19 protein-coding genes and 1 pseudogene are annotated in these 19,353 nt (G+C 69.6%); 14 read left to right on the top strand and 6 right to left on the bottom strand.

The genetic code is table 11. The features are described from left to right. Positions 1–16: 16 nt before the first annotated feature. Positions 17–268 carry a class I SAM-dependent methyltransferase gene (locus tag ACQPWU_RS38555; protein WP_433445395.1) on the bottom strand — a complete coding sequence of 84 codons (252 nt, stop codon included), beginning with the start codon at positions 266–268 and terminating at the stop codon, positions 17–19. Positions 269–360: 92 nt separating this feature from the next. On the opposite strand from ACQPWU_RS38555, the gene ACQPWU_RS38550 reads away from it, so the two are divergent. After that, positions 361–1,095, top strand: coding sequence for an ArsR family transcriptional regulator (locus tag ACQPWU_RS38550; protein ID WP_433430488.1), 735 nt, complete (start codon positions 361–363; stop codon positions 1,093–1,095). Next, entirely contained in the window at positions 1,092–1,499 is a 408-nt protein-coding gene (locus ACQPWU_RS38545) for a VOC family protein (RefSeq protein WP_433430487.1), read from the top strand. Before ACQPWU_RS38550 ends, ACQPWU_RS38545 begins: the two co-directional genes overlap by 4 nt. Positions 1,500–1,816: 317 nt before the next feature. Here the strand turns inward: ACQPWU_RS38545 and ACQPWU_RS38540 are convergent, their stop codons facing one another. Then, entirely contained in the window at positions 1,817–2,371 is a 555-nt protein-coding gene (locus tag ACQPWU_RS38540; protein WP_433430485.1) for a DUF4396 domain-containing protein, read from the bottom strand. Between the two features lie 337 nt (positions 2,372–2,708). On the opposite strand from ACQPWU_RS38540, the gene ACQPWU_RS38535 reads away from it, so the two are divergent. From ACQPWU_RS38535 to ACQPWU_RS38515, 5 genes and pseudogenes are all read left to right on the top strand, one after another. Next, the gene (locus ACQPWU_RS38535; RefSeq protein ID WP_433430483.1) at positions 2,709–4,130 is read left to right on the top strand and encodes a hypothetical protein; all 1,422 of its coding nucleotides are present in this window, start codon (positions 2,709–2,711) and stop codon (positions 4,128–4,130) included. Between the two features lie 70 nt (positions 4,131–4,200). Then, positions 4,201–4,371 (top strand): annotated as a pseudogene (locus ACQPWU_RS38530) (MerR family transcriptional regulator); the annotation flags it as partial. Between the two features lie 256 nt (positions 4,372–4,627). After that, positions 4,628–5,014, top strand: coding sequence for a peroxiredoxin (locus ACQPWU_RS38525; RefSeq protein WP_433430481.1), 387 nt, complete (start codon positions 4,628–4,630; stop codon positions 5,012–5,014). Positions 5,015–5,219: 205 nt separating this feature from the next. Continuing rightward, positions 5,220–6,701, top strand: a complete 1,482-nt coding sequence (locus ACQPWU_RS38520) for a protein kinase domain-containing protein (protein WP_433430479.1) — start codon at positions 5,220–5,222, stop codon at positions 6,699–6,701. Then, the gene (locus ACQPWU_RS38515) at positions 6,701–8,173 is read left to right on the top strand and encodes a serine/threonine-protein kinase (protein ID WP_433430477.1); all 1,473 of its coding nucleotides are present in this window, start codon (positions 6,701–6,703) and stop codon (positions 8,171–8,173) included. The genes ACQPWU_RS38520 and ACQPWU_RS38515 overlap by 1 nt, the downstream gene beginning before the upstream one ends. Here ACQPWU_RS38515 and ACQPWU_RS38510 read toward each other — a convergent pair. Continuing rightward, positions 8,148–8,573 carry a nuclear transport factor 2 family protein gene (locus ACQPWU_RS38510; protein WP_433430475.1) on the bottom strand — a complete coding sequence of 142 codons (426 nt, stop codon included), beginning with the start codon at positions 8,571–8,573 and terminating at the stop codon, positions 8,148–8,150. The genes ACQPWU_RS38515 and ACQPWU_RS38510 overlap by 26 nt on opposite strands. Before the next feature lie 53 nt (positions 8,574–8,626). On the opposite strand from ACQPWU_RS38510, the gene ACQPWU_RS38505 reads away from it, so the two are divergent. The 4 genes from ACQPWU_RS38505 (at position 8,627) to ACQPWU_RS38490 (ending at position 13,845) form a co-directional block, all read left to right on the top strand. Next, complete coding sequence (locus ACQPWU_RS38505) at positions 8,627–9,181, top strand: TetR family transcriptional regulator (RefSeq protein WP_433430474.1); 555 nt, start codon at positions 8,627–8,629, stop codon at positions 9,179–9,181. A gap of 93 nt (positions 9,182–9,274) precedes the next feature. Next, the gene (locus tag ACQPWU_RS38500; protein ID WP_433430473.1) at positions 9,275–10,336 is read left to right on the top strand and encodes an LLM class flavin-dependent oxidoreductase; all 1,062 of its coding nucleotides are present in this window, start codon (positions 9,275–9,277) and stop codon (positions 10,334–10,336) included. Positions 10,337–10,464: 128 nt separating this feature from the next. Then, positions 10,465–11,451, top strand: coding sequence for an NAD-dependent epimerase/dehydratase family protein (locus tag ACQPWU_RS38495; RefSeq protein WP_433430472.1), 987 nt, complete (start codon positions 10,465–10,467; stop codon positions 11,449–11,451). A gap of 243 nt (positions 11,452–11,694) precedes the next feature. Continuing rightward, on the top strand, positions 11,695–13,845 hold the full coding sequence (locus ACQPWU_RS38490) for a fibronectin type III domain-containing protein (RefSeq protein ID WP_433445393.1): 2,151 nt from the start codon (positions 11,695–11,697) through the stop codon (positions 13,843–13,845). 228 nt (positions 13,846–14,073) lie between these two features. Here ACQPWU_RS38490 and ACQPWU_RS38485 read toward each other — a convergent pair whose 3' ends face one another. After that, a complete protein-coding gene (locus ACQPWU_RS38485; RefSeq protein ID WP_433430471.1) occupies positions 14,074–14,496 on the bottom strand; it encodes a nuclear transport factor 2 family protein in 423 nt (140 codons plus the stop codon). A gap of 423 nt (positions 14,497–14,919) precedes the next feature. On the opposite strand from ACQPWU_RS38485, the gene ACQPWU_RS38480 reads away from it, so the two are divergent. Both ACQPWU_RS38480 and ACQPWU_RS38475 read left to right on the top strand, forming a co-directional pair. Next, a complete protein-coding gene (locus ACQPWU_RS38480) occupies positions 14,920–15,399 on the top strand; it encodes a hypothetical protein (protein ID WP_433430470.1) in 480 nt (159 codons plus the stop codon). A 56-nt stretch (positions 15,400–15,455) separates the two neighbouring features. Beyond that, a complete protein-coding gene (locus tag ACQPWU_RS38475) occupies positions 15,456–16,400 on the top strand; it encodes a peptidoglycan DD-metalloendopeptidase family protein (protein ID WP_433430469.1) in 945 nt (314 codons plus the stop codon). Here ACQPWU_RS38475 and ACQPWU_RS38470 read toward each other — a convergent pair. Next, positions 16,394–17,611 carry a sensor histidine kinase gene (locus ACQPWU_RS38470; RefSeq protein ID WP_433430468.1) on the bottom strand — a complete coding sequence of 406 codons (1,218 nt, stop codon included), beginning with the start codon at positions 17,609–17,611 and terminating at the stop codon, positions 16,394–16,396. The two genes, ACQPWU_RS38475 and ACQPWU_RS38470, sit on opposite strands and share 7 nt — an antisense overlap. Continuing rightward, complete coding sequence (locus ACQPWU_RS38465) at positions 17,608–18,342, bottom strand: response regulator (protein ID WP_433430467.1); 735 nt, start codon at positions 18,340–18,342, stop codon at positions 17,608–17,610. Before ACQPWU_RS38465 ends, ACQPWU_RS38470 begins: the two co-directional genes overlap by 4 nt. 264 nt (positions 18,343–18,606) lie before the next feature. Between ACQPWU_RS38465 and ACQPWU_RS38460 the strand changes: the two genes are divergently transcribed. Continuing rightward, positions 18,607–19,176, top strand: a complete 570-nt coding sequence (locus ACQPWU_RS38460) for an amidohydrolase family protein (protein WP_433430465.1) — start codon at positions 18,607–18,609, stop codon at positions 19,174–19,176. The last annotated feature ends 177 nt before the right edge of the window (positions 19,177–19,353 follow it).

The following is a 19,353-nucleotide window of genomic DNA, read 5'->3' as shown; positions in this document are numbered from 1 at the left end:
TGGAACTCCTGCCGCGTTACGCGGCGCGGCCCGTACTCGCCTTCGCCGGATTGCCGGTCGCTGAAGCACAGCAGGAAGAGGTGGCGGCCAGCCTCAGCGCGTCGTGGCGGAGGAATCGCGCGGTGAGTCCCCGTTCGCGGACGTTGTTCTGGGCGCGGCTGATCGCGATGGGGGCGAGATCGACGCCGGTGACCTCCAGGCCCAGGGCGGCGCACATGAGGGCGTGCTCGCCGCTGCCGCACCCGACATCCAGCGCCCGGCCCTGGATGAAGCCGACGTGGGCGAGGGCGAGGAAGGCCGGCTGTGGGCGGCCTATGTCCCAGGGGAGCGGAGCGCTGTAGAGCTGCCGCGCCGGCGTTCGTGCGCCTGGCCGGCCACCCGCTACGCTGGCGGCTGCTGGCCGAACTCGCCTGCAGCGACCTGCGGGTGCGCGAGCTGGTCACGCTGGTCGGCCAGCCGCAAAACCTGGTCTCCTACCACCTGCGGCTGCTGCGTGACGGGGGCCTGGTCACCGCCACGCGCAGCAGCTTCGACGGCCGGGACAGCTCCTACCACCTGAACCTGGATCGCTGCGCGGAAGCGCTCGCCGGCGCGGGCATCGCTCTGCACCCGGCGCTGCGCCTGCGTCCGGCGCCACCGGCGTCCCATCCGGTCGCACCGGTGGCGGTGCTGTTTGTCTGCACCGGCAACAGCGTCCGCTCACCCATGGCCGAAGCCCTGCTCCGCCGGCGTACCGCCGGCCGGGTCGAGACGATCAGCGCTGGGAGCCGTCCCAAGCCGCGCCTGCATCCGCACACCGCACGGGTTCTGCACGATGAGTACGGCATCGACATCTCCGGGCAGAGCCCCCTCCACCTGAACGCTCTGACCGACCGCCGGTTGGACTACCTGATCACCTTGTGTGACAAGGCCCGCGAGGTCTCCCCCGAACTCGTCGACCATGCCCGCCGCGTTCATTGGAGCATCCCCGATCCCGCGGCGGCGGGCGACGCCGGCTACCCGGTCTTCGCCCGCACCGCGGCCGACATCGACACCCGCATCCGGCACCTGCTACCGGTGCTCGCCACCGGCAACCGTAAGGAGGCACAGCCGTGACCCCATCCGACCAGTACGCCAGCGTCCGCTACCTGGTCGACGACGTCCAGGCGGCCGTCGACTTCTACACCACCCACCTCGGCTTCAGTGTCAACACCAGCGCCGCCCCCGCCTTCGCCGACGTGGTTCGCGGACCGCTGCGGCTACTGCTGTCCGGACCTGCCAGCTCCGGTGCCCGCGCCACCCCCGCCGACGCCGCCACCTCCGGCCGAAATCGCATCCACCTGATCGTCGACGATCTGGACGCCGAGATCGGCCGGCTCCGCGGTGCGGGGTTGTCGTTCCGCAGCGACCTGGTGTCAGGCCCCGGCGGACGCCAGATCCTGCTCGCCGACCCCGCCGGCAACCTGATCGAGCTGTTACAGCCCGCTCAGCGGACCGGCCCCGCACCGGCCACATCCTGACCGCGGCACCGGGTCCGGCATGTCGTTGACGCCTTTCGACGGTGGACAACGGCATGTCAGTGAGCGTGCGCCTGGTGGAGGGGCCATCCGGCGAGGCGGGCGTCGAAGTCGGGGCAGTGGAAGATGCCTTCTCGGTGTCCACGGGCCAGTGGCGTGGGCGATGGCGATGCGCGCCGCTCGGGCCTGGGCGATCCGTTCGTCGAGCTCGGCGAGCTTGCGCTGATGGAGTTCGCGCCAGGCGTCGAGGCCACCCGAGGACCCTCGCCGCGCGGTGACCCCACTGCTCCAGGCCCGGGCCGCGCGTTACCCCATCGGGTCTAGTGGCCGTGATGGTATTGGTGCGTCACCGCATGGCCCTTGCCCCGGGAGATCAGCCACTTGTTCACCGGTGTCGTCAGCACGAACGCCACCAGCAACGATCCGGCCAGCGACACCCAGAACAGCCAGCTCGTCAGGCCCGCGTCCATGGCGCCGGGCACGAACACCATCACCGCGTTGTCCAGGATCTCCATCATCGCGATGGAGATGGTGTCCGCGGCCAGCGCCACCTTCAACGCGGTGCGGAAGCCGACTCCGGCCCGCAGCACGCCACGCATGGTAAGCGCGTAGCCGAACACGAAGGCCAACGCCACGGACAGCACAACGGTGGCGAGGTTGGACAGGCCGGCGGCGGTGCCGATGATCATGCCCAGCACCTCGCCTATGGCGCAGCCTGTCAGGCAGTGCAGGGTGGCCTGTGCGGCCATCGTCCACGTGGCCATGGGCGGGGTGGGGAGATCGTCCCCGGCCGGTCCGGTCGCGTGGTGCGCGTGCTCGTGCTCCGCTGGGGGAGTCGGCTCAGGGGACGCATGATGGTGACCACTGTGGTCCATGAAGATGCTCCTCGGTCGGGCTGCCCAGATTATACCGCCGGGGGGTATATCGGAAAGTGCGAGGAGCGGTCAGGGCAGATGTGCGCATTGGACGGCGATCGCCGCCGACCCGGCCCTCTGCACACCCTGTCGCCAAGACTGTGACCGCGCTGCTCATGACGCTCGTCCGGCAATGATCGATGCTGCTTCCCTGAACCAGGCGGCGATGATCGGGGCGCTGGAGGGCGGGCCGTCGACGGCCGTACGTATCCGTGCGTTCAGATGATCGGCCTGGCGGGGTTGGCCGACAGCAGGTGATCGTATTGGCTGGAAAGATCCCCGACGTGAGGATCAGAGTATGCCTCGTTCAAGAACCGTCCTGGCCGCGCTTGCCGTCACCGCCTCCACGTTACTGATCAGTGGAACCGCCGAGGCGTTGGCGGATCCGCCGTTACCCTCGGCGATCTTCCGCGCCACGCACAACAGCTACTCCGGCAATGTCGACGGCGCCAAGAACTCGATCGCCTACCAACTCGACCACGGCATTCGCTTCATCGAACTCGACATACACGACAACGGCTACGCCACCTCACACGACTACTCCGTCGGCCACGACTCGCCCGGCAACCTGGTCGACCACACGGGAAACCCCGCGTCGAACCTCCTGCGCGACTGGCTCAACGTGATCAACACCTGGTCCGCGCAGCATCCCACCGCCGCACCGATCGTCGTCGCGCTCGACATCAAGGACGACCTGACCGACAACACCTCGTACGCCGCGGGCAACCTGGCCGCGCTCAACCAGGAGCTCACCTCCGTCTTCGGCTCGCGGCTGTTCTGGGCCAGGGACTACCCGGCGAGCCCGCCGACGGTTGACGCGCTGCGCGGCCGGGTGCTCCCCGTGATCTCCGGCGACGGCAAGACCCGCGCCGTGTACAAACGCGACATCGGCTACAACCCGGCCGTCGCGATCAACGGCCGGGGCCAGGTCGTGGAGGTGCATGACTCGGGCCAGGGCGTGCTGTGGTACTGGACCGGCACGTACGGCGCCGACGGCCGCGTGACCTGGCTACGCCACGGAAAGTACGACACCGGTGTGACGCCGGCCGTCGCGCTCAACGACAACGGCGACCTGGTCGAGGTCCACCAGTCCCAGAACGCGACCACGCTGTGGTACCACGTGGGTCACCTCGGCGCCGATGGCGAGATCACCTGGTCGCCCAGCCGCCAGTACGATGACGGCGTCCTGCCGACGGTCAGGTTCACCGACGCGGCAGGCACCCGGCTACGCGAGATACACCGCAGCCAGAGCGGCAGCCAGAACTGGAACTGGGACGGCGTGCTCAACGCAGGCGCGATGACGGTCTCCTGGAGCGGCAACGCCAAGACCTCCGACGCCCGGTACGACAAGACCACCTCGACCAGCGGCACGTCGCGCGTGCACGTGTGGACCGGCGCCGACGGCCCGACACCGTCCCAGACCCTGCGGATCGACACCGACAGGTACACCGGCGACCGCATCCGCTACCAGCAGACCGCCTTCGACGAGTTCCAGCAGGGCGACAGCGCGGAGCTCCAGCAGGGCGCGCTGTTCTACGCCGCGCCCGCCACCGAGTCCTCGTTCATCACTGCGGCGCGGCAGTCGGGCCGGCTCGTGCGAGGCTGGGACTTCGACTCAGCGAGCGAAGCGACCGACCCGCCGGCGAACTACCCGGCCACCAACCATCCGTACGACACCTGGTACCAGGACCTCCTCACGCAATCCGGCGCTGTCGAGTGATCCCGGCAGGCTCGGCCGGACGGTCCTCCGAGTTGACCTGGACCTGTGGGTACGGGTTCAGCGTTGGGGCGTGCGAGTCGGAGAGCTGGCGCGCCGGACCGCCGTGACGGTCAGGGCGCTGCGTTACTACGAGAGGGTCGGGCTGGTGGTGCCGGCACGGCTGCCCAACGGCTACCGGGACTACGACCCGGTGGCGGTCCGCCAGGTCGAGGAGATCAGGGAACTGACCAGCCTGGGCCTGTCGGTGGAAGAGACCAGGCCGTTCGTGGAATGCCTGGCCGGCGGGCACGCCTCCGTTGACGAGGCCGCCGCGACGCGGACCGTGCTGCCCCCGAACCTGCCCGAACCAGCCGACGACGGGGCCGCCGACCATCTGACGGGACTGCGCCTGCCCCGGCTGACGCTGCCTGCCACCGACGGTTCGGCGGTCGCCCTGACGGGCACTGGGCGCTGGGCGGACCGTCCTGTACGTCTACCCCCTGTCCGGGCGTCCCGGGGTGGACCTGCCGGAGGGCTGGGACACGATCCCGGGGGCACGGGGGTGCACACCCGAGGCGTGCGGGTTCCGCGACCATCACGAGGAACTGCGCGAGGCCGGGGCGGCCCGGGTGTACGGGCTCTCCTCACAGTCGGGTGCCTACCAGCAGGAGCTCGTCGACCGGCTGCGCCTGCCGTTCGCGATGCTGTCCGACCCCGGGTTCGCCGTACGTGACGCGCTCGGCCTGCCGACCTTCACCACCGGAGGGATGACCCTGTACCGGAGACTGACCATGATCGTCGCTGACGGGGTGATCGAGCACGTCTTCTACCCGGTGCTCCCGCCGGACCGGCACGCCGGCCAGGTGCTCTCCTGGCTGCGGGTCCACAGTGAGCAGGCCCGATGATGTCGCTCGGATCGGCTCGCCAAGCGACCTTGGCTGGGATCACTCCACGTCAGGCGAGCACAAGGCCCAATGCGGATGAGCGATCAGTGGGCAGCGCCTCAGGGCGGGTCGATCGCCCGGGCGACCGGTTTACGCGACTGGCCCACTAGGTGTGACATTTCCCGCTATGGTGCCCAAGATCCCATAGGCCTGTCACAGGAGTCCCATGTCGCACGTCGAACCCCTCCGGGAAGGCGACCCCACCGCCGTGGGGCCCTACCGGCTGTTCGGGCGGCTGGGGGCGGGCGGCCAAGGGGTGGTCTACCTGAGCCAGGGTCCGGACGGCAGGCCGGTCGCGGTCAAGGTCATGCGCGAGGGACTGGCCGGCGAGCGCTTCGCCAAGGAGATCGACGCGGCGCGGCGGGTGGAGCCGTTCTGCATCGCTCAAGTGCTCGACGCGTCACTGGGCGGCCGGCCGTACATCGTGACCGAGTATGTCGAAGGCCCCTCGCTCCAGCAGGCCGGCCGCCACGTCGGCGCCGACCTGCAGCGGCTCGCGGTGGCGACCGCGACCGCGCTGGCGGCCATTCATCAGGCGGGCATCGTCCATGGCGACTTCAAGCCCGCCAATGTGCTGCTGGGGCAGGGCGGGCCCCGGGTGATCGACTTCGGGATCGCCCGTTCTGTCGAATCGGAGCGGACGGCTACCAGCAGCATCGTGGGGACGCCCGCGTACATGGCGCCGGAGCAGCTCGCCGGAGAGCGGAGCGGGCCGGCCGTCGACGTGTTCGCGTGGGCCTCGGTCGTGGTGTTCGCCGCCACCGGGGTGCCCCCGTTCGGCGATGATTCGTTGCCCGCGGTGATCAACCGCATCCTGCACAACGAGCCGCAGGTCGGCGATCTGCCGCAACCGTTGCGCGCGATCGTGCTGGGGTGCCTGGCCAAGGATCCGGCGCGCCGGCCGGCCATGCGGGAGGTGTTGCTGCAGCTCCTCGGCGGACAGGCCCTCGGGCGTCCGGACGGTGCCGACGGCCGCGCCCTGTCCACTGTGCCCGGGCGGCGACGGCGGGGGAGCAGGTCGGCGGTCGTCGCGGGCGTCTCCGGCGTGGGGGCGCTGGCAGTCGCGGGTGCCGTCGTCTGGGGGGCCACGAGCGTCTGGGGTCTCCAGGCACCCCGACCGAGTACGCAGCCACTGACGTTCACCTCTGCCGCGACGGCGACCTCGACGAAGACGCCGACCCCGGCGAAGACGCGCCAGCGCCCGAAGAGGACCAGGAGTCCGTCCCCATCGAAATCGGTGGTCACGACGAAGCCGACGGTGAAGCAGACCGCGAAGCCGACGCGGTCCGCTCCCAAACCGGCGACCTCATCGGCCAAGCCCTCATCGGGCGGTGGTTCGTTCCGGATCGTGTGGGTGCGGGCGATGGGCGCCAGGAAGGCCAACACCCAGGACTGCCAGATCGGCCAGAGCAACACCTTCGGCCTGGTTGAGGGGACCAAGCTGGCCACCAGATTTCACTACGAATGGGTCCTGGACGGACGGGTGGTGGAGCGCTCTGAGTCCGTCATCGCCGAATCCCACACTCAGCAGGTCGTCGGCCCGCTCGTGAAGCCGAACGGCCCTCACAAGATCACCCTCCGAGTCACGTCGCCCGCGACGGCGGTGCGGACGCTCTCGTTCACCATCTGCCCGGTCGGGACCGAGTGATGAACCCGCTCCTGCCCGAAGATCCCCCGGCCGTGGGCCCCTACCGGCTGCTCGGGCGTCTGGGCGTGGGCGGGCAGGGAGTGGTCTTCCTGGGGCAGGGGCCCGACGGGCGGCGGGTCGCGGTGAAGGTGCTGGAGGACGGCCTGGCCGGTGATCATCGCTTCGCCAAGGAGATCGACGCGGCGCGGCGGGTGGAGCCGTTCTGCATCGCTCAGGTGCTCGACGCGTCACTGGGCGGCCGGCCGTACATCGTGACCGAGTATGTCGAGGGGCCTTCGCTGCAGGAGGCCGGTCGTCACTTCGGCGCCGACCTGCAGCGGCTCGCGGTGGCGACCGCGACCGCGCTGGCGGCGATCCACCGGGCCGGGGTGGTGCATCGCGACTTCAAACCCGCCAACGTGCTGCTCGGGAGGGATGGGCCGCGGGTCATCGACTTCGGCATCGCCCGCGCGGCCGGCCATTCGCTGACCGTGACGAGCAGCATCGTCGGCACGCCCGCCTACATGGCGCCCGAGCAGCTGGCGGGCGCCCCGCTCGGCCCCGCGGTGGACGTCTTCGCGTGGGCGTCGGTGATGGTCTTCGCCGCGACAGGAAGTCCGCCGTTCGGCAACGACTCGCTGCCCGCGATGATCCGCCGCATCCTCCACGACGAGCCGTACCTGGGCGACCTGCCGGGTCCGCTGCGCCCGATCGTGCTGTCGTGCCTGGCCAAGGACCCCGCCGCCCGGCCCGCCATGCAGGACGTCCTGCTCCGGCTCATCGGCGCTCCGCCCGCCGGTACGGCAGGCGCCCCGACGGGCCGTCGAGGCGGTACGGCGGGTCGTACCATGAGTCGCCCGCGCTGGAAGGGGATGCTGGCGGGCGCCGGGGCACTGGCGGTGTCCGCTGCCCTGGTGGGCGGAGCGATCATGTGGATGTCCGACGAGCCGGCGACGACGGCCGCGCCCGCCCCCTCGGCCACGGCGCAGGACGCCACCCCGCCACCCAGTACGACACCCACTGCGCCGGCCAAGAAACAGGGCACCACCAAGACACCCAGCGCGCCGGCCAAGAAGACGCGCCCCACCAGGACCGGCGGCTCCACACCCACCGTCACCCGCACGCAGCCGGCACCCAAACCCACGACAACCCCGCCGAAGACCGCCACCACGAAGGCGGCTGCGGGGACCGTACGCCTGGCGTCGTTGACGCTGGACGGGCAGCAGACCGGAGACGGCTGCTGGTCGCCCAGTCTCTTCCCCGTCGCCTTGCTCAAGGGCCCGTCAGGCAAGCAGGTGGAGTACGGCTACCGCTGGGTCGTGGACGGCCAGGACGAGGGATGGAAGACGGACTGGGTGACCGGTACGGCGAAGAACCAGCGCAACCCCTTCGGCGCCTTCGAGCCGGGCAGGCACACGATCGTCTTCCACCTGCTGACACCCTCTAAGGCCACCAGGAGCGTGTCTTTCAGGGTGTGTGAGCGGTACTCCTAGATCCTCGCAAGGCCTTCATGAGGGGCAGCGGGTTGATGTAGTCGCGGTAGGACACGACCTGCCCGTCCCGTACCCGGAACACCGCCAGCGGCCGCTGCTCGAACGGCTCGCCGGTGGCGGTGACCGTGCCGTGCGCCACGTACTCGACGATGACCACCTCGGGGTCGAGCGTCTCGTGCATCTCCACATCGGTGTACTCGTGGAACGCGATCAGCCGGCTGTTGGCGGCCAGGAATGCCCGGATGGCCTCTCTGCCGCGCAGTTCGCCGGGGACGCCGTCGGGGCGGTACGGCCACTCGATCAGCCCGTCGGGGGCCATGAGCTCCACGAACCGCTCGTGGTCGCCCGTGAGGCCGGCCCGCATGATCTCTTCCACCACTTTCGTTGAACGCATGTTCATTGAATGACCGTACAACGAAATCCGGATTCGTTCAACGCCCGTACAATGAGACGATGACCGAGCCGCCCCGCCGCACCCGCGCGCAGCAACGCCGCGACACCGAAGCCCGGATCCTGGCCGCCGCCCGCGAGACGTTCGCCGAGCTGGGCTACGAGCGCACCACGATCCGCGCGGTCGCCGCCGCGGCCGGGGTCAACGCCGGTCTGGTGATGCACTACTTCGGGTCGAAAGAGGAGCTGTTCGCCCGTGCGGCGCGTCTCGAGCCCCACGAGTTGCCGCCGGGCGACCCCGCCGAGGCCCTGCTCGCCGTACTCCGCAAGCGCTTGGAGGGGCAACCCGTGGCGTCACTGGTGGTGCTGCGCTCGATGCTCACGCACGCCGAAGCGGCCGAGGGGTTCCGGGAGGCGGCGACGGAGTGGCTGGAGCGGATCGAGGCGGCCATCCCGGCCGGCGACGCCGACCTGCGCGCCGGCCTGATCAGCGCGATCATGACGGGCGTGGTTGTCGACCGCTACCTGCTCAAGCTCAGTTCCCTTGCCGAAGCGCCCGCCGACGACATCCTCGCCCTCCTGCGACCCTGTTTCGAGAGCCTCGCCGGCGCCCGGTGATGGACGCGGGCTCCTGCGCGCCTGCGAAGAAAGCGAAGTGATCTCCTGTCGGGAGTATCGGAGTGACCCGGCCACAATCTAGGCTTTACCTACATGAAGACTAGGCAATTCCTCTGGTACATCCCGAACCAGGCCCAGCCCGGGCACCGCGGCGACGACGTCGTCGCGGACCACAACAGCCTGGAGACCCTCACCAGCCACGCCCAGGCCCTCGAGGAGCACGGGTGGAGCGGGGCGCTCCTCGGGACCGGCTGGGGACGGCCCGACACCTTCACGGTCGCCACCGCGCTGGCCGCGCGGACGACGACGTTCCAGCCGCTGATCGCGGTACGGCCCGGCTACTGGCGTCCGGCCAACTTCGCCTCCGCCGCCGCGACCCTGGACCATCTCACCGGCGGGCGGGTGCTGATCAACATCGTGTCGGGCAAGGACAACCTGGCGGCGTACGGCGACAGCGAGGGCGACCAGGCCCACCGCTACGCCCGTACCAAGGAGTTCATCCAGATCGTGCGCAAGCTGTGGACCGAGGAGAACGTCACCTACCGCGGCGAGCACTTCAGCGTCACCGACTCCACCGTGGCGCCGCGCACAGTCGTCCGGGGCGAGCGCCGGCACCCCCGGCTCTACTTCGGCGGCGCCTCGGAAGCCGCCGAGAAGGTGGCCGCCACGGAGGCCGATGTCCAGCTCTTCTGGGGCGAGCCACTCGACGACGTCGCCGCGCGGATCGAGCGGCTCAAGCAACTCGGCGAGAAGCTCGGACGAGAGCATCCACCGCTGGAGTTCGGGCTGCGGATCACCACACTGGTGCGGGACACCACCGAACAGGCCTGGGCCGACGCCGAGGCCAAGGTCGAGGAGATGGCGAACGGCGGCATCTCGCGCGACCCGAACCGGTTCACCGCCGTCGGTCAGCAGCGGCTGCTCGACCTGACCGCGCGGGGAGAGGTGCTCGACGACAACCTCTACACCACCCCCGGCAAGTTCGGCGGCGGCGGCGCGGGCACCACCTGGCTGGTCGGCTCGGCCGAGGACGTGGCGAAGTCGCTGCGCAAATACCAGGCCCTCGGCATCACCCACTTCGTCCTCTCCGACACCCCCTACCTGCCAGAGATCAGGCGCCAGGGCGATCAGCTGCTACCGCTGTTGCGCGGATGAGCGCCGGCGCCCGCTCGGCGGACCCGGGACACCTCCGGATGGCAAGGGGCGCGATCAGGTGACGACATCGGGTCTGCTGTCAGTGAACTCGGCTGGGTGTCCGGTGTTCGCGGTGCTTGGGTATCGGGATGGAGATCTTGGTTCTGGGCGGAACAGCATGGGTGGGCCGGGAACTGTCGCGGCAGGCGGTGGAACGCGGTCATCGGGTGACGTGTCTGGCTCGCGGCGAAAGCGGGCAAGTCGCGGACGGGGCGAGGCTGGTGGCCGCCGACCGGCGTGATCCTTCGGCGTACGAACCGCTGCTCGACCGCGAATGGGACGCGGTCATCGAGGTGTCATGGCAGCCGGGCTTTGTTCGTGGAGCACTCGATGCACTGGGCGGTAGGGCCCGGCACTGGGTCTATGTCTCCTCCGGCAGCGCCTACGCCTCCCACGCCACGGCGGACGCGGACGAGTCCACGCCCCTGCTCGCCGCGACCGACCGAAGCGAGGTCGGGCGTGAGCTGTACGGCGAGGCGAAGGTCGCCTGCGAGCAGGCGTCGGCGGCGGCGATCGGCGACCGCCTCCTCATCGCGCGTGCCGGACTCATCGGCGGGCCCGGCGATCACAGCGGACGCTCCGGCTACTGGGTGGCCCGTGCCGCACGCGATCCGCGGGGGCCGATGCTGGTTCCCGATGCGCGGGCTCTGCCGACACAGGTTGTCGATGTGCGGGACCTCGCGGCTTGGCTGCTGGACGCGGGGGAGGCGGGGTGCGTCGGCACCTACGACGCCGTCGGTCCGGTCGTTCCGTTCGGAGAGTGGATCGAGCTGTCTCGCGCTGTCGGCGGGCACACCGGTCCGCTGGTCGCCGCCGACTCGGCCTGGCTGCTCGCGAACGGCGTGGCCGAGTACATGGGGGCCGAGTCGTTGCCGATGTGGCTGGTCGAGGCGGGCTGGGAGGGATTCTCGGCGCGGAACGGTTCCGCGGCGCGCGCCGCGGGCCTTCGTCATCGGCCCCGGGCGGAGCTGCTGGCCGACACGCTGGTCTGGGAACGCGAGCAGGGGCTGGACCGGGCACGGCGTGCCGGCCTCAGCGCCCAGCGCGAGCGCGAGTTGCTCAACGCCCTCGGCTGACGGAGAGCCCTGGCATCAGGCAAAGGCGAAAGTTTCGGAACGGCGGGCCGGACGAGGCCGACGCATTTCTCATTCAGCTAATTTCCGATAGTTTCGGTACTGGTTAAAAATATATTCCCAGCTCAAATGACCGACGGAAAGTCGACCTCTGAAACATTTCGGCACACATATTGACATGTTTCAGGGAGATTCCCAGACTGATCGCCAACACCCCACGCGGAAGGGAGCGCCTTAGTGATCACTATGATCCGTTCAAGGGTCGTCGCGCTGGCGGTAGCGGCGATGCTCTCGGTCGCCGGAGCGGTAACGGCAGCATCCCCCGAGGCCGCCGCGGCCGCTGGGGTTGAAGACGAGGGTGCCGACTGCGCCGTGACCGGCCTGCCCGACGCGGGATCCCTGCCTACCGACTCCAAGCTTCCCGATCCTTTCAAGAAGCTGGACGGTACGCGTATCTCCGCCAGGTCCGAGTGGCGGTGCCGACGGGAAGAGATCAAGAAGCTGGCGGAAAAGTTCGTCTATGGCGACAAGCCCGGAAAGCCGGCCAGTGTCACGGGGACGGTCTCGAGAACCGGCATCACTGTGAACGTGAACCACAACGGCAAGAGCGCCGCCTTCTCGGCGAGCGTCGACCTGCCGAGTGGTTCCGGACCTTTCCCGGCCGTCGTTGTCCTTGGAGGATTCGGCGCGGACACGGCCGCCATCAAGGCGGCTGGTGCTGCCGTCATCAACTATGACCCCTACACGGTCGGGAAAGAGGGCACCCCGCGCAATAACAAACAGGGCGCGTTCTACAGCATTTACGGCTCCTCGAGCAGCACGGGGCTGCTACTCGCCTGGGCCTGGGGTGTGAGCCGGATCATCGACGTCATCGAGCAGTCGGACGGCAGCATTCTCAAAGCGGATGCGACCGGCGTCACGGGATGCTCGCGGTTCGGAAAGGGCGCCTTCGTGATCGGCGCGTTCGATCAGCGCATCGCTTTGACCATGCCGATCGAGTCGGGCAGCGCCGGGGTTCCCATCTTCCGCGGGATTCCCGGGGAAGGCGCCCAGAGTCTGAGCAGCGCCTACGGAGAGCAGCCGTGGCTGGGCGACGCGTTCGGCTCCTTCACGAGCAGCCCCACCAGGCTGCCTGTGGACACGCACGAAATGGTGGCCATGGTCGCGCCGCGAGGACTGTTCATCATGGACAACCCCCACATCGCCAATCTGGGGCCCAAGTCCGCGAGCGTGGCGGCCCTGGGCGGAGCGGAGGTCTACAAGGCGCTCGGTGCGGGAGACAACATCACCTACTGGTCCGACATCCAGGACGGTACCCACTGCGCCAACAGGCCTGAATGGAGGACCCCGCTGCAGCAGAACATCCAGAAGTTCTTGCTGAAGACGGGCAACGCTCCGGGCGCGATCAGGATCTCGTCCAAGGCGCTCGGCAATTTGGCCGAGTGGAGAGACTGGCAGACTCCGGCCCTCAGCGACTCCGGCGACACCACCCCGCCGAGCACGCCGGGCACCCCGGCCGCGTCCAACGTGACCGCCACCGGCGCCACGCTGACCTGGGCCGCGTCCACCGACCAGGGCGGTTCCGGCCTGGCAGGCTACAACGTCTACCGCGAGCAGGGCGCCATCGACCCGCAGCTCGGCCAGTCCACCACCAACTCGATCACCCTCACCGGGCTGACCGCGAACACCCAATACCAGGTGTACGTGCGGGCGCGTGACGGCGCGGGCAACCTGTCCGGCGACTCGCAACCGGTCACGTTCACCACGACCACCAGCAGCGGCGACGCCTCTCCGCCGACGGCCCCGGCCGGCCTGGCGGCCTCGGGAACCACGTCCACGGGCACGAACCTGAGCTGGACGGCCTCGACGGACGACAACGGCGTCGCCGGCTACGACATCCTGCGCGCGCCCGGCGCGAGCGGTGGCACGTTCACCCAGGTCGGCACCTCGACCACGACCTCGTTCAGCGACACGGGCCTGACCCCGAGCACCACGTACCGCTACCAGGTGAGGGCACGGGACGCCGCGGGCAACACCTCGCCGGTCTCGAACACCGCGCAGGTCACCACCCAGCCCGGCACGTCCACCGCGACCTGCACGGCCGTTCCCACCGTGCAGACCCAGTGGGCCACCGGGTACGTCATCCAGCCGCTGACCATCACCAACACCGGCACCTCGACGATCAACGGATGGACGGTCACCTTCACGCTGCCGGCCGGGCACACGCTGACCGGCTCGTGGAACGGCACCGCCACCGTCAGCGGGCAGACCGTGACCATCAGGAACGTCAGCTACAACGGCACCCTCGCCCCCGGAGCCAGCACCACCGGCCTCGGCTTCCAGGCGAGCCGCCCGAACGGCAACACCGCACTTCCGTCCGGATACACCTGCGCCTGACAGCCGGCACTCCCTGGCCCGTCCACCCCTCGCTAGTGTGGGTGGGCCAGGGGTCTGGCGTGTCAGGTGCAACCCACCCGCCGGATCTTTCCGGCTTTCAACCCGCTGCCGTCTTGATCGCAGGCCCAGGCCGGCGTCGTCTGTCGGGAGGCCGGTGGCCGGGCGGGCTCGCCTACCTGCCTCCGGCCAGATGGACGATGAAGAAGTCAGCCGGCTCCGCCAACGCTGTCATGTCTCGCCGAACACCATGCGATGCCCCTTGGCGGTGTCCATGTACTCGCGCACCTGATGGATCAGCCCGTCCCGCAGTTCGAAGACGAAGCAGTAGTCGTTGCGGTAGGCGTTGCCGTTGGCCAGCGTGGCCTGCATGGTCTCCTCCACCACGACCACGTCGCCGTCGGCGTGGAACCCGCGGAAATCCAGCGCCACATCGGCGACGAACATACGCCGGAAATCGACGGTGAGGAAGTGGACGATGGCGTCCCTGCCCACCATGTGGTGCGTCCCGCCGAGCGCCACGGCGGTGGCGTTCCCGGCCGGGGCCAGCCACTCCGCGTCCTGGGTGAAGAACGTCGCGATCAGGTTCTTGTCCCGGGTCGAGAACGATCGCCATGCCTGCTTCACCAGCTCGCGGTTCCGCTCAGAGGTCATGCCGGGGAGTGTAGGCATCCTCCAGGCCAGAGGGCTGGCCATATCCGGCCATGATCGCAGGACGGTGGAAGCCGCCTGCTGACGGCTTGGCAGAGGGCCTCCAGCCCGTGGGTTCCGAGAGTCGAGATGCCAGGTCGACGCGGTTGCGGGCCGGATCAGTCGTGTCGCAGTGCCAGGGTCGCCGCTGTCGGCGGCGCGCGGTGTCATGTCGTGCTTCCGTGGTTCAGAGGTCAGCGGCGGCCGACTCCCGCGCATGACGGCGCCGGACACGTGGAGCCCCGCAGGCGAAGACAGCGCACGACAGGCGACCTGTCGCGTTGCGGGGACAGGACGCGTCTGGACATTTCCTGACATGACTGAGGCCTGTCAGCGCGGGATGGTCGATCTCGGCAACGAACCCCCCCACGCCGAGGAGGCAAACCCATGCTCCGATGGAAGTTCGCAGTGGCCACGGCGCTGGCCGTGACCGCCGTCGCCGGCCCCGCGGCCGTCGCGGCCGACGCCCAGACGGCCACCGCCCTCGCCACCTGCTCCGGCACCGGCTGCGACGACAAGGACCCGAACGACACCGGCTGCTCCGCCGGCGCCTCGACGGTCCCAGGCAGCGGTTTCCGGCCCTACAACGGCTACCTGGAAATGAGGTTCGGCAACTGCGCGACGAACTGGGCACGCTTCACCGTCAGCGAGAACGGCCACTACGCGATCTGGGTCCAACGGCAGGCCTCCAGCGGCATTCCCGCCAGGGAGGGGCGCCACTACGAGTTCGACGGCACGACGACAGGCGGACCCTACTGGTCGGACCAGCTCTACGCCCCGAACGTGCCGCTGACCAAGGCGCGGGTGTGCGTCACCCGCCGCGCCTACCCCTGGTGGGACAACGCCCAGTGCTCGGGCTGGTTCTGATCCGAGCGACCTGACTCTCAGCCGCCTCAATCACGAACGGAAGGACGTACACCCCCATGTCACAGCTTCCCCGCTTACGCGCCGCGTTACTGGTGGCGCTCGCCGCAGTGCTGACCTCCCTCGGCCTGGCCGCGCCCGCCCACGCGGCCGTGTATCAGGTGACCGGCGCGGACGCGCAGGGGCTGGCCATCCAGAGCGAGCCGCACATCAACCACGTCATCAGGTACGTGCCCAACGGCACCTCCCTCGACGTGGCGTGCCAGGTCAACAACGGTGACCAGGTGGACGGCAAGGTCTACAACGGCCAGCCGTTCCGGACCTGGGACCGGCTGGCCGACGGCACCTGGGTCTACGACTGGTACATGAACACGCCGACCGTGGGCAGCGACGGATACTCTCCGGGCATCCAGCACTGCGACAGCGGCGGCGGCTCCGTTCCCCCGCTGGCGGGCGGGTGCGTCGACTGGCCGAGCTCCAAGTTCCTCCAGACGCCCCTCACCTCCGCCGCCAACGGCGGCGCAGGTTACGCCTGGCAGAACGGCAGTTACTACGGCGAGGGCTACCACGTCAACTGCAACACCTCCACCAAGATGAACCAGTATTACGCGCTCGACCTCGGCATGAACCAGGGCGACCCGGTCCTGTCACCCGGCGGCGCGGGCACGGTCAAGTACGCGGGCCAGGCGCCGTCCGGCTGGGAGACCTGCGGCCTGTACGTGATCGTCGACCACGGCGGCGGCTGGTGGAGCGTGGTGTGCCACCTCAGTGCCATCTACGTGCGCACCGGCCAGCAGATCGGCAACAACACGGTCATCGGCGCGGTCGGCGGCACCGGAGGCTTCGAGCCCCATCTGCACTTCTCGCTCATGCGCAACGCCCAGCTCACCGCGAACGGCGGCGTGTACGGCGGGCAGAGCGCCCGCCCGCGTCACCTGATGCACCTGAGCTGCGGCGGGGGCTACTACGACCACATCACCAAGGGCCAGAAGGTCTGCTACTGACCGCTGATCCCCGCTGCCGCCGACGAGGTGTCCGCACCCGCCGGCGGCAGCGGCACGCGCATCTCGACATGGGTGCCCGCCCCGGGCGCGCTGTCCACGATCACGGTCCCGCCGAGAGCCCTGATGCGCTGGCGGATCGAGGCGGCGAGCCCGGTGCCCACGGCACCGGCGGCGGGATCGAAGCCGACGCCCTGGTCCAGGACGCTGACGGTCAGCTCGTCCGCCGCCGGAGACAGGCGTGCCCGCACCACCGCGGTGGTGACGCCCGCATGTTTGCAGACGTTGGTCAGCGCCTCGCGCACCGCGCCGCAGACGCCCTCGACCACGTCCTTCGGCGGGATCTGCCGGGTCTGCGCGGAGGACAGATTGGTCCCGTTCAGCTCCACCCGCAGGCCGCGCCTGGCTTGGTCGGCCGCCACCGCCTGTAACCCGGCGAGCAAATCGTCCGGCTGGTCCGGCGGGGTGCCGCTGACCAGGCCACGCAGCCACACGGCCTCCGCTCCCACGTGGGCACGGAGTTCCTTGTCGGAGATCCAGTGCCCCTGCGAGAGCATCTCCAGCGTCTGCAGCACCCGGTCGTGCAGGGCGCGGCTGTATCGGGTGGCCTCACGCTCGCGGGCCAGGTCCGCCGTACGCGCCAGGGCCTCCTGCTCGCTCGCGTCCGCCGCGGCCCCCGAACGGCGCAGCTCCCGGGCGATCAGCCAGGTGATGACCGTGTTGGCGACGTAGCTGAGCGCGTTGGGCGGCAGGTTCCACCACGGGTCGTTGTGCAGCAGGGCAGTCGCGATGAGATAAGCGGCCACCAGCAGGGCGGCCGCGGCCAGCACCTGGTGGAGGCCGCGGTAGCCCGCCCCGACGGCCACACAGGCGATCAGAGTGAACGGGTACATGAAGAACGCCCACGTGTGGTTGGCCTGCATGGGCGAGAGCCAGCCGCCCGCCAGCAGCGCCGCCGCGCACACCATCACGTCGCCCGTCAGCCAGCGAGCGTCGATCCGGGAGCGCCGCCACCAGATCGCGATCACCAGCGCGCTCTCGGCGCTCACGACGAGCGCGAGCAGCACGGCCGGCCAGATGGTCCGGTACGGGACCGTCACGGTGGCGAAGGCCGAGGCGATCTGGACGAGGCCCCCGAGCCGGAACAGCGCGGCCGTACGGGACAACATCTTCTCGCTGTGGGCCAGGTGCGCCCCGCCGGACGCCGGGATCACCGCCTGTTACCGTCCAGTCGTCCCAGCGCCGCCCTGATCAATTCGGCCTTGTTGCCCACCTGCAGTTTGGCGCGGATGCGTTCGACGTAGGTGTCGACCGTGCCTTTGCTGACCCCCATGCGGGTGGCGGTCTGGGCGTGCGTGAACCCCCGCGCGATCAGGTCCAGTGCCTGCTCCTCCCGCGGGGACAGCTTGACCTGCGGCTGCGACGGCTCCGGCGGCGGCTGGGTGAGCAGGGTCTGAAGGATGTCGGCGAGCTGCGACGACAGCCAGAACCCGCCCGCCGCCACGGTCTCGACGGCCGTGGCGAACTGCGCGGGCTGAGCCTGCTTGCTGATATAGCCCTTGGCACCCGCGCGTACCGCGCCCAGCACGTCGTCCGGCGCTCCCGAGGCCGACATGACCAGGACCTGGGTGGCGTTCGCGAGCGCGGCCACCGCGTCCAGGCCGGGCCGGTGCCCGCCCTGGACCGGGTCGACGTCGTGGTAGAGATCCAGGATGACCACGTCGGGCGTGGTCTGCGCGTCAGCCACCCACGCGGCGAACTCGGTGGGCGAGCCGACGGACGCGAGCACGTCGAAGCCGCCGGTGTCGGCCAGCACCGCGGCGACCCCGCGCCGGGCGATGGGGTGATCGTCAACGATGGCGACCCTGATCAACTCGGTGTCTCGTCCCGTCGGGCGCTTGCGATCAGACCCGTCCATCATCACCAGCGCTGTCGGCCCGCGCAAGAGCCGAATCGTCCATCTCCCCGCCCTCTCGCGATCCTGATTCGTGCACGATCTCACAGCGCCGCGTCGCTGTCTCGTCGGGCGTTTCCTGTCCGGCAAACGCACCACACAAGCCCGCTCCCACGTCATGCGCGGCGGCCGCTCGAGATATTGCCGGAACCTATTTTCTGTACGCGTGTATTGCTTTATGATATGGGCCCGCTTTTGAATGCGTGGCCAGTCGCCCGATTGCGAATTTCTCGGCCATTTGGTTTGCTTTTCGCCATGTTGCAACGCATCGAAGCGGAACGATTGATCCCCGGTTCGGGAAATCCCGTCGAGAATGGCGTGGTCGTCCTCGACGACGGCACGATCAGCTACGCCGGGCCTGCGGCGGACGCTCCGGCGACGCCGGGTGTCACCCCGGTGCGCTCGCACACCGTGATGCCGGGGATGTGGGACGCCCACGGCCACTTCATGGGTCTGCGTTCGGCGGACTTCCACCTTCTGCCGCAGGAGCCCATCGCCCTGCGCGCCGCCCGGATCGCCTGGGACCTGCGGGCGGCGCTGGACGCCGGAGTCACCTCTGTTCGCGAGGTCGGCGGGCTCGGCATCCACATGGTCAAGGGCCTGGAGGAGGGGACGCTCGAAGGCCCGTCCCTCTACTCGGCCGGGACCACGTTGTCGGCCACCGGCGGACACGGCGACCTGCACAGTTATCCGGCATCCTGGGTGACCGACTTCGGGCACATGGGCGGCGAGTTCCGGCTGTGCGACGGGCCCGACGAGTGCGCCAAGGCGGCCCGCGAGCAGCTGCGGCGCAACGCCAAGCTGATCAAGGTGTGCGCCTTGTGACGGCCAGGAGGCCCGAACCGAGGACCGCCCCCAATCCGCCGGCCATGACCGCGCGGCGCCCGGGGCCGGCCGGGGCCTCGGTCCTGCTCTTCGAGCCAGGTGTCAAGCCCACTCGAACTCCTCTCCAGATGACGACTGTTCGGCGGATTCATCCCGTCGAAGGCCACAGTGAGGATA

The organism is Nonomuraea sp. CA-141351 (assembly GCF_050944675.1).
Taxonomy (GTDB): domain Bacteria; phylum Actinomycetota; class Actinomycetes; order Streptosporangiales; family Streptosporangiaceae; genus Nonomuraea.
The sequence above is the reverse complement of the archived record's forward strand: the minus strand, read 5'-3'. Positions and strand labels throughout refer to the sequence as shown.

Excerpts from the sequence above, each read along its gene's own strand:
- ACQPWU_RS38540 (WP_433430485.1), bottom strand. The coding sequence starts at position 2,371 with ATGGACCACAGTGGTCACCATCATGCGTCCCCTGAGCCGACTCCCCCA.
- ACQPWU_RS38515 (WP_433430477.1), top strand. The coding sequence starts at position 6,701 with ATGAACCCGCTCCTGCCCGAAGATCCCCCGGCCGTGGGCCCCTACCGG.
- ACQPWU_RS38500 (WP_433430473.1), top strand. The coding sequence starts at position 9,275 with ATGAAGACTAGGCAATTCCTCTGGTACATCCCGAACCAGGCCCAGCCC.
- ACQPWU_RS38510 (WP_433430475.1), bottom strand. The coding sequence starts at position 8,573 with ATGAACATGCGTTCAACGAAAGTGGTGGAAGAGATCATGCGGGCCGGC.
- ACQPWU_RS38535 (WP_433430483.1), top strand. The coding sequence starts at position 2,709 with ATGCCTCGTTCAAGAACCGTCCTGGCCGCGCTTGCCGTCACCGCCTCC.
- ACQPWU_RS38460 (WP_433430465.1), top strand. The coding sequence starts at position 18,607 with ATGTTGCAACGCATCGAAGCGGAACGATTGATCCCCGGTTCGGGAAAT.
- ACQPWU_RS38520 (WP_433430479.1), top strand. The coding sequence starts at position 5,220 with ATGTCGCACGTCGAACCCCTCCGGGAAGGCGACCCCACCGCCGTGGGG.
- ACQPWU_RS38475 (WP_433430469.1), top strand. The coding sequence starts at position 15,456 with ATGTCACAGCTTCCCCGCTTACGCGCCGCGTTACTGGTGGCGCTCGCC.
- ACQPWU_RS38505 (WP_433430474.1), top strand. The coding sequence starts at position 8,627 with ATGACCGAGCCGCCCCGCCGCACCCGCGCGCAGCAACGCCGCGACACC.
- ACQPWU_RS38480 (WP_433430470.1), top strand. The coding sequence starts at position 14,920 with ATGCTCCGATGGAAGTTCGCAGTGGCCACGGCGCTGGCCGTGACCGCC.
- ACQPWU_RS38490 (WP_433445393.1), top strand. The coding sequence starts at position 11,695 with ATGATCCGTTCAAGGGTCGTCGCGCTGGCGGTAGCGGCGATGCTCTCG.
- ACQPWU_RS38485 (WP_433430471.1), bottom strand. The coding sequence starts at position 14,496 with ATGACCTCTGAGCGGAACCGCGAGCTGGTGAAGCAGGCATGGCGATCG.
- ACQPWU_RS38495 (WP_433430472.1), top strand. The coding sequence starts at position 10,465 with ATGGAGATCTTGGTTCTGGGCGGAACAGCATGGGTGGGCCGGGAACTG.